The sequence below is a fragment of the Bacillus sp. BS3(2021) genome (assembly GCF_021043345.1).
GTDB lineage: Bacteria > Bacillota > Bacilli > Bacillales > Bacillaceae > Bacillus > Bacillus paralicheniformis.
The window spans coordinates 305,168-320,383 of sequence record NZ_JAJNDM010000002.1; the positions used below are offsets into that span (position 1 = coordinate 305,168).

A 15,216-nucleotide genomic window follows, 5' to 3' on the forward strand; every position below is an offset into this window, starting at 1 on the left:
AAATCCGTTGAAAAGGGATGTTTTTATTAAAACGTATTATAGACATTCTCACACTCTTCCGCTGTCGGCTCATAAAAACAATGCGCTTTAAAGCGGCCGACATGCGGCTGATTATACCACTGTGCGGGACACGCCCCTGCCGGTCTGAAATACCACAAACTGAACTTTGCCGGCCAGAGCCGCTCTCCGTTGATCGCCCTGCGCGCCAAGCGCCTTTCGCTTTCCCGTGCCCTTTGATAGAAATAACCGTGCGTCACGGCTTCAAACGCATGCGGCTGATGGATCATCTGCGGAATGGTGCGAAGTCCCACAAAGTCGGAACAGTTTGCCCTGATGCGGTTGATTCCGACATTTCCGACCATCAGCATTCCTTGCACGCCTTCGCCTTCAGCCTCCGCTCTCAAAAGTCTGGCCAAAAGATTGATATCTTTAGAAGAAGCCTTAACTACTGCCATATTAGTCACCCCCATGATGTCGTCACCTTTATCATATTCTGTTTCATTTAGGTGATGACGATTTCGGGATTTATCTTTGACATTCCCCTTGAAAGAAAGCTATTCTTCTATTATCAGAACCCGAGAAAAAACAAAGGGGAGCGGAGGGATCGGATTGTCAGTATTGAAAAGCCCTGAATGGGTATACAAACGATTAAGGGAAAATCCGGACCAAACGGTTATTGTCGATGTGAGGTTTCATTTGACAAAACCGGACGAAGGCCGGAAAACGTATACGAAAAGCCATGTGCCGAGAGCCGTTTACATTGATTTAAAAGAGGATCTGTCGCGTAATGCGGAAGTGCACGGCGGCAGACATCCGCTTCAAGACCCTGACCGTCTGGCCGCAAAGCTTGGGAAAATCGGCATTGACCGGGAAACAGATGTCATTGTTTATGATGACAGCGGCGGCATGTTTGCAGCGCGCTTTTGGTGGCAGCTTCACTACCTCGGGCATGACAGCGTCTATATTATGGATGGGGGTCTGTCCAACTGGATCAAATCGGGCTATGCGATGACCGCCGAGGTTCCCCGTCCTATCCAGCGCGAGTTTAAGCCAGCGCTCAGAGAAAACGAACTCCTTGATGCCGGAGACGTGCTGAAGCGAATCGGCAGAAAAGGCTCCATCCTGATTGATGCGCGTGATCCTTCCCGATACACAGGGGAAAACGAACCACTCGATCACCGGGCCGGCCATATTCCCGGAGCCAAAAACTTTTTTTGGAAAGGCAATCTGACCGAAAGCGGATTATGGAAAAGCAAAGAACAACTCAGACAGCACTATGCTGTTTTAGACCCGGACAGTGAAATTGTCGTCTATTGCGGATCGGGCGTATCAGCCTGCCCAAATGTGCTCGGCCTGAAAGAAGCCGGATTTGAAAATGTGAAGCTGTATGCCGGCAGCTGGAGCGATTGGATCAGCTACCCCGACCATCCGATCTCCACTGGGAAAGAGGACGACACCTGATCTTACAAGAGACGGCGGCCGGGGGCCTTTGTGCCTTAGCCAGCCGCCGTTTATTACATGTTTTTGCTCATAAACGCCTTTCCGTCATGGGCATCGATAAAGTACGGGTAGACCGGCCGGTAAATAAGCCTGTAGAAGTCATCCTTTTCCCGACTGTAATCCCTTTCCCATTGCAGCTTCACATCAAATGCCGCTGCAAAAACCGCTTTCGCTTCTTCCTCTGAAATAGATGGCGAAGGACTCAGATCGGCCAGCGCTTCCGGCTCGATTTCCGGACCGTTATAACCGACGACCCTGCCGGTTGTCCGACTGATACTGATATTGGCAGAGCCAAGCCTTAACGGCACCTCTTTGTATTGAAGATCAAATTGAAAAAAAGCGTTTTGCCTGTCCCCGTCATTTTCCGCCGGATGCATTCGAAAAAGCTGATCTGCGCCGGGATAAAGCTTGTACAAAAATTGCAGCGCCCGTTTCAAGCAGTCTTCCACGCTCAAGGAAAGGTGTCCTTCTGATTTGATGAAAGAAGCTACCCCTTTGAGCATCCCTGACTTTTTATCTTTCATGATTTTCAACGTATTTTTGTTCCATGTTTCGAAGTAGCCGGCTATACTCCGGTCTCTTGGCTCAGGATCGTTTCCCAGGCGCCATACCGTTCCAATTGACTCTCCCATATCGGTTTCACGGATTTTCCGCATCGAAGGAGTATAGCCGATCATGTCATCGATATCAGCATGACGGTCAGCCTCAGGCAGCAAAGGGAGCGGCAATGTTTTCTCCTCTTCCTCTTCATCCGCCGCAGGCTTCATATGGCATTTTTCCGTGATATCGGCAGGATAGCTGAAAAACGGCAAGTCTGCTTCGTAAATGAGATGCGGGCGATCATCTCCCCCTTCATAAAGCTCACTGCGGACTTTTTCGACCGCCAATTCGAATTGAATATGTTTAAGATAATCGGCTGTCACCGATTCCTTATCAGCGATCTGCTTTGGAATGGAGAAAGAGCTTGTTCCACCGTTATAGCGAAACTCCATCACCTCTCCGTTCTTGGCGACCTTGACGTAAAAGCCTGTTTGCGGCAGCGGAAGATCAAGGACAGTCTGAACATACGTAAAACGGACGAATTGTTCTGTTTCCTTCTTTTCATGGTAAACAAATTCATGAGACGCACTCGGGTAATGCTGTTCTGTAAACTGAAGGGCGATTTTCAGCAGCCTTTCCTCCGGAAGAGATTCCTCGACCGCCGGTTCATACTCTTTTGTCAAACTGATTAAGCGGCCGTGATGATCTAACTCTACCGATATGTCCTGATCCGGCTCTTCAATATCCTGCCAGACGAAAAAAACCGGCCTCTCTTTTTCGTCCTTTTCTCCGTAATCTTCGATCATGAGCTGATAATGTGAGGGAACCTTACTGATGGACTGCGCTTTTTGTTTTAACTGTTCACGAACCAAATCCTGTCTACCTCTCTTTCATTTTCGTCTCCTTATGTATACGAAATATACCATTAATCGTTTCATGAAAATTGAGATAATTGGATTTAAATGGTGAACTTACATGGCGATTTTAACTTTATGCTAAAATATCTCATTCCTTTTGGTACGCCTTCCATCTCAAAAATGCCTTTGCGGATCAGCTCTAAAATGCGGTACTCGATGAATTCATCTCCGATGTTCTCCTTCAGATGGCCAATGACTTCGCCGATCAGGCGGGGACAGTTGATAAAGGTATTGGTTGAACGGTTTTTTTGAAGCTGTGCGAGCTTGCCGATGATGAACGAATCATAAAAGTCTTCTTTCACGCTTTTAATTCTGCCGTCTTCCCATACTCGCAACACGCTTGTCTGCTGAGACAGCGCTGTCCATTCCTCCGCAAGGCCCCGTCTTTCAGCGGCTGTCAAAGCCGACTGATCCCCTTGTTCATAAATGAATCTCAGTTTTTCATCATTCAATTCACCAGAACTTCGGGTATAGGGAAAGTACTTCGACGTATTCAGATGGAAAACAGCCAGGTTCATTTGCCTAAGGATATGATGTACAAATCTCAGGCCCGTTTGTTCGTGTGCATGATCGCCCGTCCACATAAAGACGGAGGCTTGCTCCTGAATACGGCTTAATGCAGAAACCGCATCTTCAAAACGGCTGTATATCTCTCCAAGCTCGTGAAATCGGTCATTGAGATATGTTTTCAACCATTCATAACGATTGACCCTGCCTTCTTTAATTTCCAGGTTTTGAAGCGGCCCGATGGAAAATAATTCAGGAAGGACGATCAGACTCTTTTCCTGGGTTCCTCCCGACTGTTTGAGCATCATGTTAATACTGCCGCCGGCAGATTCGCCGAAGGCAATGTGAACGACATTGTTTTGCATTATAATCTCCTTGTTAGTTAAGTTGTAATAGCATTAAAGCTATTAAACTCATCTTTTTAACTATTATATACAAAAACAGGATATAAAAGGTGACGCAATAAAAAACCCCCATTCCGCCATTCGAAAAAGGCAGAACGGGAGCTGAAAAATGCACTTGCTATTCCAGCTGTGACGGGTAAAGCGTCATACCGCCGTCAACGAACAAAGTCGCGCCCGTTACATAGGCGGCTTCTTTCGACACAAGCCATGCCGCTGCGGAAGCCACTTGTTCAGGCTCGCCAAATTCGTTCATCGGTATCTTTTTCAGCTGTGCCGACTTGTGGCTTCCCTCCAAGTCTTCATTGCTTTCGGTTGCGATCGTTCCCGGCGCGATCGAATTGACGCGGATTCCTTTGTCCGCATAATCAAGGGCAAGCGTTTCTGTCAAAAGCTTCATTCCGCCTTTTGAAGCGGAGTAATGAACATTTTTCGGTCTCGGAATTTGCTGATGAACGCTTGATATATTGAGTATGCTCCCTTTCATGTGGCGGTCCGCCATATATCTTAAGGCTTCCCGTGCGCCGAGAAACGTACCGGTTAAATTAACGTCGATCACTTTCTGCCATTCACCAAGTTCAAGTTCGTGCGGGAGGGCTTCTGCGCCGTTAAATCCTGAATTATTGACCATGACATCAAGTGAGCCGAAATGTTCAACTGCTGATTTAATCAGCTTTTTTATATCCTCTTCAGAAGACACGTCAGCTTCTACCGCAAGGGCGTTTCCGCCCGCTGCTTGAATATTGTCGACGGCTTCCCGTGCGCCTCCGGGATCGCTGTGATAATTGACAACCACATTCATCTTTTCTTTTCCAAACCGTTCTGCAACCGCCTTGCCTATACCTTTTGAAGAACCGGTCACAATTGCTGTTTTTCCTTTTAAATCACTGTACAACTTAAACCCCCCTCAATTTCTTTTCTTCATGTACATTACCCGGTATCAATATGATCAAACAAAATGTGAATACATGCCTCTAGCATGATCTTTTTTAAACATATGGAAAATTCAGAATTATTTTGTTAATATCTAACTTGAACTTACAACAAAATAAGGAAGTGATACGATTTGGTTAGTAAAAAGAGTGTTAAACGAGGTTTGATCACAGGTCTCATTGGTATTTCTATTTATTCTTTAGGTATCCACCCGGCCCAAGCCGCACCATCGCCTCATTCTCCTGTTTCAAGCGATCCTTCATACAAAGCGGAAACATCGGTTACCTATGATCCAAACATGAAAAGCGATCAATACGGCTCGTATTCAAAGGCATTTACAGGCACCGGCAAAGTGAATGAAACAAAGGAAAAAACGGCAAAAGAGTCCTCCGCCAAAGCTCCTTACAGCATTAAATCGGTGATTGGTTCTGATGATCGGACAAGGGTGACCAACACAAGCGCATATCCGTACAGAGCGATCGTTCATATTTCAAGCAGCATCGGTTCGTGCACCGGATGGATGATCGGTCCGAAAACCGTCGCAACAGCCGGACATTGCATCTATGACACATCAAGCGGTTCATTTGCCGGGACAGCTACTGTTTCGCCGGGACGGAACGGGACAAGCTACCCTTACGGCTCTGTTAAATCGACGCGCTACTTTATTCCGTCAGGATGGAGAAGCGGTAACACCAATTACGATTACGGTGCAATCGAACTAAGCGAACCAATCGGCAATACTGTCGGATACTTCGGATACTCGTACACCACTTCATCACTTGTCGGGACAACTGTTACTATCAGCGGTTATCCAGGCGATAAAACAACAGGCACACAATGGCAGCATTCAGGACCGATTGCCATCTCCGAAACGTATAAATTGCAGTATGCAATGGACACGTACGGAGGCCAGAGCGGTTCACCGGTATTCGAACAAAGCAGTTCAAGAACGAACTGCAGCGGTCCATGCTCGCTTGCCGTCCACACAAATGGAGTATACGGCGGCTCTTCGTACAACAGAGGCACCCGGATTACAAAAGAAGTGTTTGACAATTTGAGCAACTGGAAAAACAGCGCCCAATAACACACGAAGACAGCCCGCCTCCTTTTGGAACGGGCTGTTATATCTAACGGCTGCACACTTACTTCACTTTAAGCCTGTACTTTTTTCCATCTATTGATATCGTGAAATTTGAAGGGCCGCTGATCGGCAAATAATAAACAAGCTGAAACTCCGCCGCCTCACCAGGTTTAATCGTTTTCCAGCTTGATAGAGTCACTCCGATGCGGTGGAAATCTCCCGTCAGTCCGCCAATGTTCGGTCCCGTATGCCCTTTAGCAATCACTTCAACTTGATCGCCGCTCCAGCTTCCAAACCGAGGGGAAGTGGATGTCGGCACATCAAATTCGATAACAGAACCTCCCGTAATCGTGACATCGCTGTTATTGATCAGCTTCATTACCGGGTGGATCGGGTAATTTTGATCTCCTAATGGAAAGTTCGTCAGCTCTATGTCTACATCCAATGATTCATCAGGAAAAGGCGATGTGCTGAGCCGGTTATCGTATGGTGTTGTATCCGAGAATTTGTGATACAGCGTGCTCGTTAAAGTATTGCCAATATCGTATTCTCCTTTATTGCCGTTTCGTTCGGGATACCAGTCATAATCACCGCTCAAATCCCAAAACATGACACCCCCGATTCCTTTATCAACGACATAATCCGCCTTCGTTTTGATCGATTCCTCATCCTCTGTCGATAGAAACACTTTCTTTTCTGGATTCCAAAGCCAAGGCGCTGCCAGCCCCGCGTCATAATGCCTTTGATAAGCGCCTGTCAAATCAGCCTTGCTCAATCCATACCTTTCCAGATAAGAACCGGCAATGCCCTTTTCAAGGTTTTTGGCGTGCCACATCGGGTTTGCCCCTGCTCCAATTTCATTCCCCTGCTCATCTTTATCGTGCCAAATATTATCGATTCCGGTTGCTCCGTCACCGCACTGCCTGAGTCCCTGAGGACAATCTGCGCTTTTGGATGTTCCCCACAGCCCGTTTACTCCGCCGTTCACATTCTTCCAGCCTCTCGTATAATAAGGAACACCGATATTGATTCGCCCCGATTCCATAGCTCCTCTAAAATAATGGTAAGCCCAGTCCGTATTTAAATATCCGATCCCTTCATATTCCGGCGTAGTATATATGTTGGAATGCTTGAGTTCGGCATCTTCGCCGTTATCGAATAAAGAAGCGTTCGGTCCGACAAACTCATTCCAGGCTCCATGAAGATCATAGGACATGATATTGACATAATCGACATATCGAAGCGGCTTAAACGTTTCCATCCCTCTCAGTAAATATGCCGATGATGGCGCTGCAATGGTCAGCATGTAGTACTTTCCATCTTCAGCGGACGCTTGATCAAGCTTTTCTCTTAATATTTTCATCAATGCCTCAAAGCTTTTATTTAACCCGTTGCGCCGCGGATTGGCGATGTTCCAATCTGCAGGATTCCCTGCATCCTGCATTGATGTAGGGTACTCATAGTCAATATCGATTCCATCGATCTCGTATTTTCTGAGAAACGCAACGACCGACTCCGCAAAGGTGTGAATACCCTTGTGGTTTACAGATCCGTCTCCATTCGTTGTCATCGAATAAAAGCCGCCGCTTGGAATCCGCTTCCCGTCCCTGTCAACATAACCGCCGGTTTCGGCCCAACCGCCGACAGCCGCCAAAACTTTTACATTCGGGTATTTCTCTTTATATTGATGGATAAGGTTAAAATGCCCCTTATACGGCAAGGTTTGATCCATTTTTACATCGGAATGCTCCGGCCAGGTCATCCCGATGGACGGGTTGTTCTCATCTGTCTCATCTCCGACTGAAATCCGATGATCTTCCCCGATGTGGGCAAACGCATAATTAATGTGGCTCAAGTACTTCCAGGGGATACCATTTACTAAATAACGATCTTGATTGCCTTTTCCAGTACGCCAGCTTGTAAAGTACCCGATGATTCTCCGGTCTAACTGATTGGCAAGCTTTTCACGGCCGTCCCGGTCGTATACATCGCAGTACGGCACATGTTCAACGCCTGAGTCCCAAAGCCCTTCCGGACGGCAGTCCGGTTGTTCATTTGAAGTCTCTGCAGAAATGTGCCGGTTCGGGATAAAAAGCGCAAGGAGCAGCACACAGGATAAAATAGATGAAGCGGCTATCTTCATGTTTATTCAGACTCCTTTGTCCATAAAGAGAGACGTGAGAAGCTTTTTCCCAAATCTCTCTTTATCGTTTTCTATCCATTTGACTTTCTGTTATTCGCAGCCTCCGACCAGCCGCCATACGCCCCATTCACCGGATTGATCCGGCCGGTCGCCTTTCGTCCACCATTTCGCTTCATACACTTTTCCGTTAAATGCAACCCGCTCTCCGCCCGTGTATGCGTTCGTCTCTTTCCATTCGTCATATGAACATGCCTGGTCAGAATTCGTCGTGACCTTTACTGTTGGTCCGGTATGGAGCTCTCCATCGGCATCCTTTGCTGAAACTGTAAATGAGTAGGCCGTACCCGGCTTCAAGTTGCCGATTTCCGCTGATGTTTCTTTTACAGATATCGACCGGCTTTCAAATGACACGACATATTCCGTAATGTTTGCTCCGCTGCTCGGCGCATCCCACGCCAGGCTGACACTTGTAGCAGTTTTTCCGGTTACACGCACATTCACAGGTGCCGATGAAGGCGGCTCCGGATTGCCTCCGTCCGGTGCAAAATCTAAATCGGCTGCCAATTTATTGAGAAGCGTCCGATTGGAATCGCCGCTGAAATCCCAGAACATCGCTCCGCTTAATCCGTTTGCTTTAATAAAATCCGTTTTGTGGCCGAATGATTGTTCATCATCATAAGTGATGAAATTGCCATTTTCCGCGTTATACAAAAACGGCACTTTCGCTTGATCGTTCCAATACCTTTTATAGCCGTTTTGATTTACATAATTCTTTTCAAGATCTGAAAAGTCGAATACTCCATTTTCCCATGTCCCTTCTTTCGCCGGTCCGCACTTCTGATATTCTCCGTGGCCGCCGGACTCACAACCGCTCCAGCCCCTTCCGTAGAACGGTGTTCCAAGCACTAATTTGTCCCCCTTAACACCGGCTTCCTTATAGCGCTTCACAGTGTTTTCAATGTTGTAGGTCTCAGCATTTGGAACGCCTGCTTCTTTTGCTTTTGGATCATAGAACAGCGGCGCATTATGGGCGCTTATGCTTTGCCATCCGCCATTAAAGTCATAGGTCATGATGTTAATCCAATCCACGGTTTGAGCAATTTTATCAAGCTCAGTGTTGCTCACATACTCCGGACTTGCGCCGGATGCGATCGTCAGCAAGTATTCCTTGCCGTCCTTTGCTTCTGCAGCATCAAGTTTTTTACGCACCTCTTGCAGGAGCAGCGTGTAATTTCTTTTATCTTCCGGCCGTGTACTATTCCCCGGCAATCCTCCGCTGACCGGGTATTCCCAGTCAAGATCGACCCCGTCAAACCCGTATTTCCTTAAAAATTCAACGGCCGAAGCGGCGAAATTCCCCCTTGCCACAGGATCTGCCGCGACATCTGAAAAGCGGTTAGACCAAGTCCATCCGCCGACCGATATGAACGTTTTCAAATGAGGGTGGCTCTTTTTCAGCTTCAGCAATTGTTTAAAGTTGCCGCGGATCGGTTCATCCCAGACATCCCCGGGATTTGACTTTTGTGCGTCAATCCAGGGATCGCCCATTACGATTGTTCCATTTGGCGCGTCGATCACTCCTTTTTCATCCTGACATGACCATGTTTGGGGATTGGGGCCTGTCGGATCGGGGTTCCCGTGCCTTCCTTCCCAGCAAATATCAGCAAAAGCATAATTAATGTGGCTGACTTTTGAAACGTCCATATCCCAAACTTGAAAATTCCTTCCGTAAGCACCCCATGATGGATAGTAGCCGATGATTTTATAGTTTTTTCCGGAATCGGCCTTTGCAACTTCCCCATTTACAAATGACAAGCTCAGCAACATGACAAAAATGAAAGAAAAAACGAAAAACTTTTTGCTTTTGTTGACCAACACGATGTTCATCTCCTTTTCATCCAATTTTTTTGACAAACCATGAAACTAGAAATCTCCTATTCCTCCTCACCGCCTTTTTTGTTTGTTTTATATTTTTCCTTGTCATCTAATAGCTGCAGCTGCACAGAAGCCAACAAGGGAAAACGCTTACATAAATGAGATTGACATCATGATTTCATTAAAATTTCGGGTGTGTTCGTTTGGAAAAGCTGGTTGTGCTGAGGGTGAAACACGTATAGATGTCTATACATTTGCGTATAAAAGAAGACTTTTTAATGGCGAAGGGTTGCTGAATTTGTTATGACAAATCTATATTAATCAGAATTTTCTGAACTGTCAACTTGAAGACATTGACTACACAACCGCCGCTTTCTACTCCATTTAAGGAATAGAAGCGGCGCCTCTAGCCTCTTCATAGACTAGCGTAAGACGTAAGACGAATATCCGGACATTGTTGCAAAGCCGATTTAAGAGAAGGTTCCGTCAGCAGTGAAAGTTCATATACCCGAGGATAATGGAAAGACGATTTTTCAAGCAGACATTTATCGACGTAAGCCGGATGGCACATCACTTCAATCACTGCTGCGTCTTGATAATCACGAAGGATGCTCGAAAGATCCTTCAATCGATCGACTTTCAGCTCAAAAGCATCGTTCGACCTTACACCCTTCCACAGTGAAGGATGATCATGATTGACCTTTCTGCATGGCAGGTCATACTCTTTCGCAAGCTTTACAAACACCTCAGGGAGATTTCCGTATGTATGAATATGATGATGGCTGTCGATATGTGTCGGATTTAAACCGAAAGACAAAGCTTTCTCTATTTGCGCTTTCCACTCTCGGTATACTTCATCAAGGTCAATGTCGAAGAAACCCTGGTAGTACAAAAGCTTGCGAAAATTCCCTTCTTCATCCGTTATCGTATGCAGTCCGCCGAGAATCGGGCGCCCGGCCGTCAATGCCAAGTGGACGCCGACTCCGAGTTCACGATTTTGCCGTGCGAGTTCGACGGCATGCTCCGCTTCTTGCATATTGACCATGAGCGTAGTCGATGTGAGCACCCCGTGCTGGAAAGCTTCAATGATTCCAAGGTTGACTCCCCTTGAAAATCCAAAATCATCCGCATTTATGATTAGAGATTTCACCTTTCATTCCCCCTTTGTTCATAATCACGTTCAATGAAGAACTCAACACGGTCACCGCGAAAATAGGCCATAGAATACTCGACGACTTCTTCCGACGCCAAAAATGTTTGCGTCGATATCTGGAAGCAAGGTGTGCCTTGTGTAATATTTAAATGTTGTGCAATCTCCTCATCAGAAATCACAATTTTGATTTGTTCTTCTGTTCTTTTTATGTTGTTTCCTTGCCTGCTGATGCACTGGTAAAGTGAAATATTCGCCATTTCTTCCGTTACTTCGGGGACGAGATCCGTTCTGATATAGGCTGTTTCAAACTGGATTTCTTCATCGTCCGCATAGCGGATTCTTTTGATTTGATAGACCATTTGTTCAGCGTCGATTCCGAGGAGGGTTTGGATTTTTTCAGACGGCTTTATTTTTTGCAAATCAACAACTTTGATTTTCGGTTTAAAGCCTTGAGCCTTCAATTGCTCTGCATAACGGAGGCTGCTGGAGCTCAAGATCTGCTTTACTTTTCCTTTGGCGACAAATGTCCCTTTTCCCTGCTTTCGGTAAATGGCCCCTTCCATAAGCAAATGATTCAGCGCGGTCCGCAGCGTCGTCCGGCTGACATCATACAGTTTGCAAAACTCGGACTCCGTCGGCAGCAGGCTGCCAGGCGGATAATAACCGCTTTCAATCTTATCTACAATATCTTGTTTAATTTGACTGTGGAGCTGTGGTTGTTTCGCCATACATGTTCTCCTTTGGGGTGTGTTCGTAATTATAGAATAACACAAAAGGTTCCTAAAAAAAACAATTTGTCATAACAAATATGTATGGACAAATTTGTTATGACATGTTAAGTTTCAATTGTGTGAAGCGCTTTCATATAAAGAGAATGAAGGAGGGGGATTATGGCGCTGAAAGTAGTTGTTATAGGTGGAGGGTCCAGCTACACACCGGAAATTATTGAAGGCATCATCAAACGGCAGCATCAATTTCCGGTGAATGAGATTGCACTTGTTGATATCGAGGAGGGCAAAGAAAAACTTCGCATCGTCTCAGAACTCGCGAAGCGAATGATCAGGCATGCGGGGGTTCCCATCGAACTGAGCCATACAATAGATCGGGCAGAAGCGTTGCAAGGTGCCGATTTCGTCACGGTTCAAATCAGAGTCGGCGGACTGAAGGCGAGAGCTTTAGACGAAAAAATTCCGCTCAGCCACGGCCTAATCGGGCAGGAAACAAACGGAGCCGGCGGTATGTTTAAAGCTTTCCGCACAATTCCTGTCATGCTGGATATCGCTCGCGATATCCAAAAGATTTGTCCCGAAGCATGGCTGATCAACTTTACCAATCCGGCCGGCATCGTGACGGAAGCTTTGCTGAAGCACGGACCTCATCAAAAGGTCGTCGGGGTATGCAATATTCCTTACAACATGAAAAATAGCATTGCAGAAATATTCGGCGTGGATGTGAACCGCGTCATGATTGAATTCGCAGGCCTCAACCATTTTGTTTTCGGAAAAAGGGTATGGATCGACGGCATCGACCGGACGGAAGAGACGATTGAGCATCTGTTGAATGATTACCTCGGCTACTCGCCCTCCAATATTGCGGCGTTGCCGTGGAATCGCCAATTTCTGCGGTCTTTACGTATGCTTCCGAGCCCGTACCATCAGTACTATTATCAACATGAAGATGCGCTCGCAAAAGATATCGAAGCGTACAATAACAACGGAACGCGAGCGGAAACCGTCATGGAAGTGGAGCGGCAGCTGTTTGAGAAATACAAAGACGCCGAGATCCATGAGAAGCCTAAAGAACTGGAAGGCCGCGGCGGGGCTTACTATAGTGAATCAGCCTGCTCATTAATGAACTCGCTTTATCATCATTCAATGGATATTCAGACCGTGAACACACTGAATAAAGGAAGCATACCAGACCTTCCCGATGATGCGGTGATCGAAGTCAACAGTGTCATTACAAAAAGCGGACCGAGTCCTCTGACCGTCGGAAAACTGCCTGCTGCCATTTGCGGGCCGATCTGCCTGATGAAAAAATTTGAACAATTAGTGATTGAAGCTGCGGTCACCGGCGACTACAATACGGCATATTCAGCCATGATCACCAATCCGTTGGTCTCCTCTGATCACAAAGCTCAAAAGGTACTGGATGAAATGCTCGAGGCGCATAAACGTTACCTCCCGCAATTTTTTGAGGAGGTCTGTGAACATGAAACAAAATAAAATGATGGCATTCATCGAAGCAAACATCATGCCGATCGCCGGAAAGATCGGTTCCCAAAGACACCTGATTGCAATACGCGACGGATTCATCGCCATTATGCCTCTTATTATCATCGGTTCCCTCGCCATCCTGGTTAATAATTTTCCAATACCGGCGTTTCAAAACTTTATGACCGGCCTGTTCGGAGAGGGATGGACTGCTGTCGGCGGGGCGATATGGAATGGCTCTTTTGCTCTGTTGAGCCTTTTAGCCGTTGCGGCTGTCAGCTTTAAGCTGGCCGAGTCCTATCACACAGATGGCCTGTCTGCCGCATTAATCGGGATTGGCGCATTCGCCGTGCTTACGCCGACCACTGAAGACTTTGGCTTTTCAATGACTTGGCTGGGAGCACAAGGCCTGTTCGTCGGCTTAATCGTGGCTTTGCTGTCGACGGAAGTCTTCCGGCTGTTTTCACAAAATGAGAAATGGAAAATCAAAATGCCTGAAGGAGTGCCTGACGGCGTCACAAAATCCTTGAATGCTCTATTGCCGGCTGCCGTCATCTTATCCACTGCCGGGCTATGTAATGCTCTGATTGTTCATTATTCGGGACAAAGCATCCATGAGCTTGTTTTCAGCACGATTCAAGAGCCGCTTCAAGGTCTTTCCAACACGGTTGGGTCAGCCTTGATTTTCACTTTCTTGAATCATTTGCTCTGGTTCTTTGGATTGCATGGAACAAATATCCTCGGGCCGATCATGGAATCCGTCTACCTCCCGCTCATTCAGGAAAATCAACACTTATTCTCGCAAGGAATGAGCGCTTTTGAAGTGCCTTATATTGTGACAAAGCCTTTCTTCGATTCTTACGTATTTATGGGGGGATCGGGAACGACATTGGCTCTGCTTGCCGGCATTTTAATTGCCGTGAAATCGAAGCACTACAAAACGATCGGGAAGGTGTCTCTCGCACCCGGCCTTTTTAACATCAATGAGCCCGTTCTGTTCGGACTTCCTATTGTATTAAACCCGATCATGTTCATTCCGTTTATCTTGATTCCATTAATTTTAACGATTACGTCATATGTCGCTTTGGCTTCCGGTCTCGTCCCGAAAACTGTCGCGATCCTTCCGTGGACAACGCCGCCGATTGTCAGCGGGTATCTCGTCACCGGAGGATCAGTCCGGGGAGTCTTATTGCAAATCTTCAACCTGGTGCTGGCCACCCTGCTCTACCTCCCGTTTATAAAAGCAGCAGAACGTTCCGCCTTGCACCAGACAGAAAACGAATAAGTAAGGAGTGAATGTTATGGCAGATACACTACAATTGGAACAGGTCTCATTTGAAATCATTCTTCACGCCGGAAATGCGCGTTCTTCTGCAATGGAAGCATTGCAGCTTGTGAAACAACACGAATGGGAAACCGGATATCAAAAAATACAAGAAGCAGAATCGGAGCTGAGCCAAGCTCATCAGGCGCAAACCCGCCTTCTGCAAAAAGAAGCACAAGGCGAAGGCCTTTCACCCAATCTATTATTAATCCATGCGCAGGACCATTTAATGACAGCCATGACTGTAAAAGATTTGGCGAAAGAATTGATTCATTTATATCAAGAGCTTCAGAAAGGAAGGGAAAAATGAAGATCGCACTTGTATGTTCAGCCGGAATGTCTACGAGTATACTGGTCAAAAAAATGAGGGAAGAAGCGAAAAACCGTTCATTGAAGGCCGAAATTAATGCATATGCGGAGGCAGATTTGCCAAGTCATCTGGATGAAATTGATGTGATACTGATTGGTCCGCAGGTCCGGTATTTAAAAGGGCAAATGACAGAGCGCGCCGAGCCTTATCATACGCCCGTGGCCGTCATTGATCAAATGGCTTATGGAATGATGGACGGAGCAAAAGTGCTGAATCAGGCAATCAGCCTTGCAACCTGATGCCTCCTGCAAAGAACCGC

The 15,216-nt window shown here is 46.6% G+C and carries 14 protein-coding genes; 6 read left to right on the forward strand and 8 right to left on the reverse strand.

What is annotated here, in order from left to right; translation table 11 throughout:
* Positions 1–26: 26 nt before the first annotated feature.
* Entirely contained in the window at positions 27–455 is a 429-nt protein-coding gene (locus tag LQ247_RS06740) for a cell wall hydrolase (protein WP_023857795.1), read from the reverse strand.
* A gap of 154 nt (positions 456–609) precedes the next feature.
* Here LQ247_RS06740 and LQ247_RS06745 point away from each other — a divergent pair, with 154 nt between their 5' ends.
* On the forward strand, positions 610–1,461 hold the full coding sequence (locus tag LQ247_RS06745) for a sulfurtransferase (RefSeq protein WP_231005771.1): 852 nt from the start codon (positions 610–612) through the stop codon (positions 1,459–1,461).
* A gap of 53 nt (positions 1,462–1,514) precedes the next feature.
* Here the strand turns inward: LQ247_RS06745 and LQ247_RS06750 are convergent, their stop codons facing one another.
* The 3 genes from LQ247_RS06750 to LQ247_RS06760 form a co-directional block, all read right to left on the reverse strand.
* On the reverse strand, positions 1,515–2,912 hold the full coding sequence (locus LQ247_RS06750; RefSeq protein WP_231005773.1) for a YcdB/YcdC domain-containing protein: 1,398 nt from the start codon (positions 2,910–2,912) through the stop codon (positions 1,515–1,517).
* Between the two features lie 86 nt (positions 2,913–2,998).
* Positions 2,999–3,829 carry a DUF1835 domain-containing protein gene (locus LQ247_RS06755; protein WP_231005775.1) on the reverse strand — a complete coding sequence of 277 codons (831 nt, stop codon included), beginning with the start codon at positions 3,827–3,829 and terminating at the stop codon, positions 2,999–3,001.
* Positions 3,830–3,986: 157 nt separating this feature from the next.
* Positions 3,987–4,760, reverse strand: coding sequence for a glucose 1-dehydrogenase (locus tag LQ247_RS06760; RefSeq protein WP_020450052.1), 774 nt, complete (start codon positions 4,758–4,760; stop codon positions 3,987–3,989).
* Between the two features lie 171 nt (positions 4,761–4,931).
* Between LQ247_RS06760 and LQ247_RS06765 the strand changes: the two genes are divergently transcribed.
* Complete coding sequence (locus LQ247_RS06765) at positions 4,932–5,882, forward strand: trypsin-like serine peptidase (RefSeq protein WP_023857791.1); 951 nt, start codon at positions 4,932–4,934, stop codon at positions 5,880–5,882.
* A 58-nt stretch (positions 5,883–5,940) separates the two neighbouring features.
* Here LQ247_RS06765 and LQ247_RS06770 read toward each other — a convergent pair whose 3' ends face one another.
* The 4 genes from LQ247_RS06770 to LQ247_RS06785 all read right to left on the reverse strand — a co-directional run bounded on the left by LQ247_RS06770 (position 5,941) and on the right by LQ247_RS06785 (position 11,778).
* Positions 5,941–8,022, reverse strand: a complete 2,082-nt coding sequence (locus tag LQ247_RS06770) for a glycosyl hydrolase family 18 protein (protein ID WP_231005777.1) — start codon at positions 8,020–8,022, stop codon at positions 5,941–5,943.
* 90 nt (positions 8,023–8,112) lie between these two features.
* Positions 8,113–9,909, reverse strand: a complete 1,797-nt coding sequence (locus LQ247_RS06775) for a glycosyl hydrolase family 18 protein (RefSeq protein WP_023857789.1) — start codon at positions 9,907–9,909, stop codon at positions 8,113–8,115.
* 403 nt (positions 9,910–10,312) lie between these two features.
* Complete coding sequence (gene chbG / locus LQ247_RS06780) at positions 10,313–11,047, reverse strand: chitin disaccharide deacetylase (RefSeq protein WP_023857788.1); 735 nt, start codon at positions 11,045–11,047, stop codon at positions 10,313–10,315.
* The gene (locus LQ247_RS06785) at positions 11,044–11,778 is read right to left on the reverse strand and encodes a GntR family transcriptional regulator (RefSeq protein ID WP_020450047.1); all 735 of its coding nucleotides are present in this window, start codon (positions 11,776–11,778) and stop codon (positions 11,044–11,046) included. The genes chbG and LQ247_RS06785 overlap by 4 nt, the downstream gene beginning before the upstream one ends.
* Before the next feature lie 162 nt (positions 11,779–11,940).
* On the opposite strand from LQ247_RS06785, the gene LQ247_RS06790 reads away from it, so the two are divergent.
* Genes LQ247_RS06790 through LQ247_RS06805 form a run of 4 tightly spaced genes read left to right on the forward strand, consistent with a single transcriptional unit; the run spans position 11,941 to position 15,196 of the window.
* Complete coding sequence (locus LQ247_RS06790) at positions 11,941–13,275, forward strand: 6-phospho-beta-glucosidase (RefSeq protein WP_101561653.1); 1,335 nt, start codon at positions 11,941–11,943, stop codon at positions 13,273–13,275.
* On the forward strand, positions 13,262–14,548 hold the full coding sequence (gene celB / locus LQ247_RS06795; RefSeq protein WP_020450045.1) for a PTS cellobiose transporter subunit IIC: 1,287 nt from the start codon (positions 13,262–13,264) through the stop codon (positions 14,546–14,548). Before LQ247_RS06790 ends, celB begins: the two co-directional genes overlap by 14 nt.
* 16 nt (positions 14,549–14,564) lie before the next feature.
* Positions 14,565–14,897: a PTS lactose/cellobiose transporter subunit IIA gene (locus LQ247_RS06800; protein ID WP_020450044.1), complete on the forward strand. Its 333-nt coding sequence runs from the start codon at positions 14,565–14,567 to the stop codon at positions 14,895–14,897.
* Entirely contained in the window at positions 14,894–15,196 is a 303-nt protein-coding gene (locus tag LQ247_RS06805; protein WP_023857786.1) for a PTS sugar transporter subunit IIB, read from the forward strand. The genes LQ247_RS06800 and LQ247_RS06805 overlap by 4 nt, the downstream gene beginning before the upstream one ends.
* Positions 15,197–15,216 lie beyond the last annotated feature (20 nt).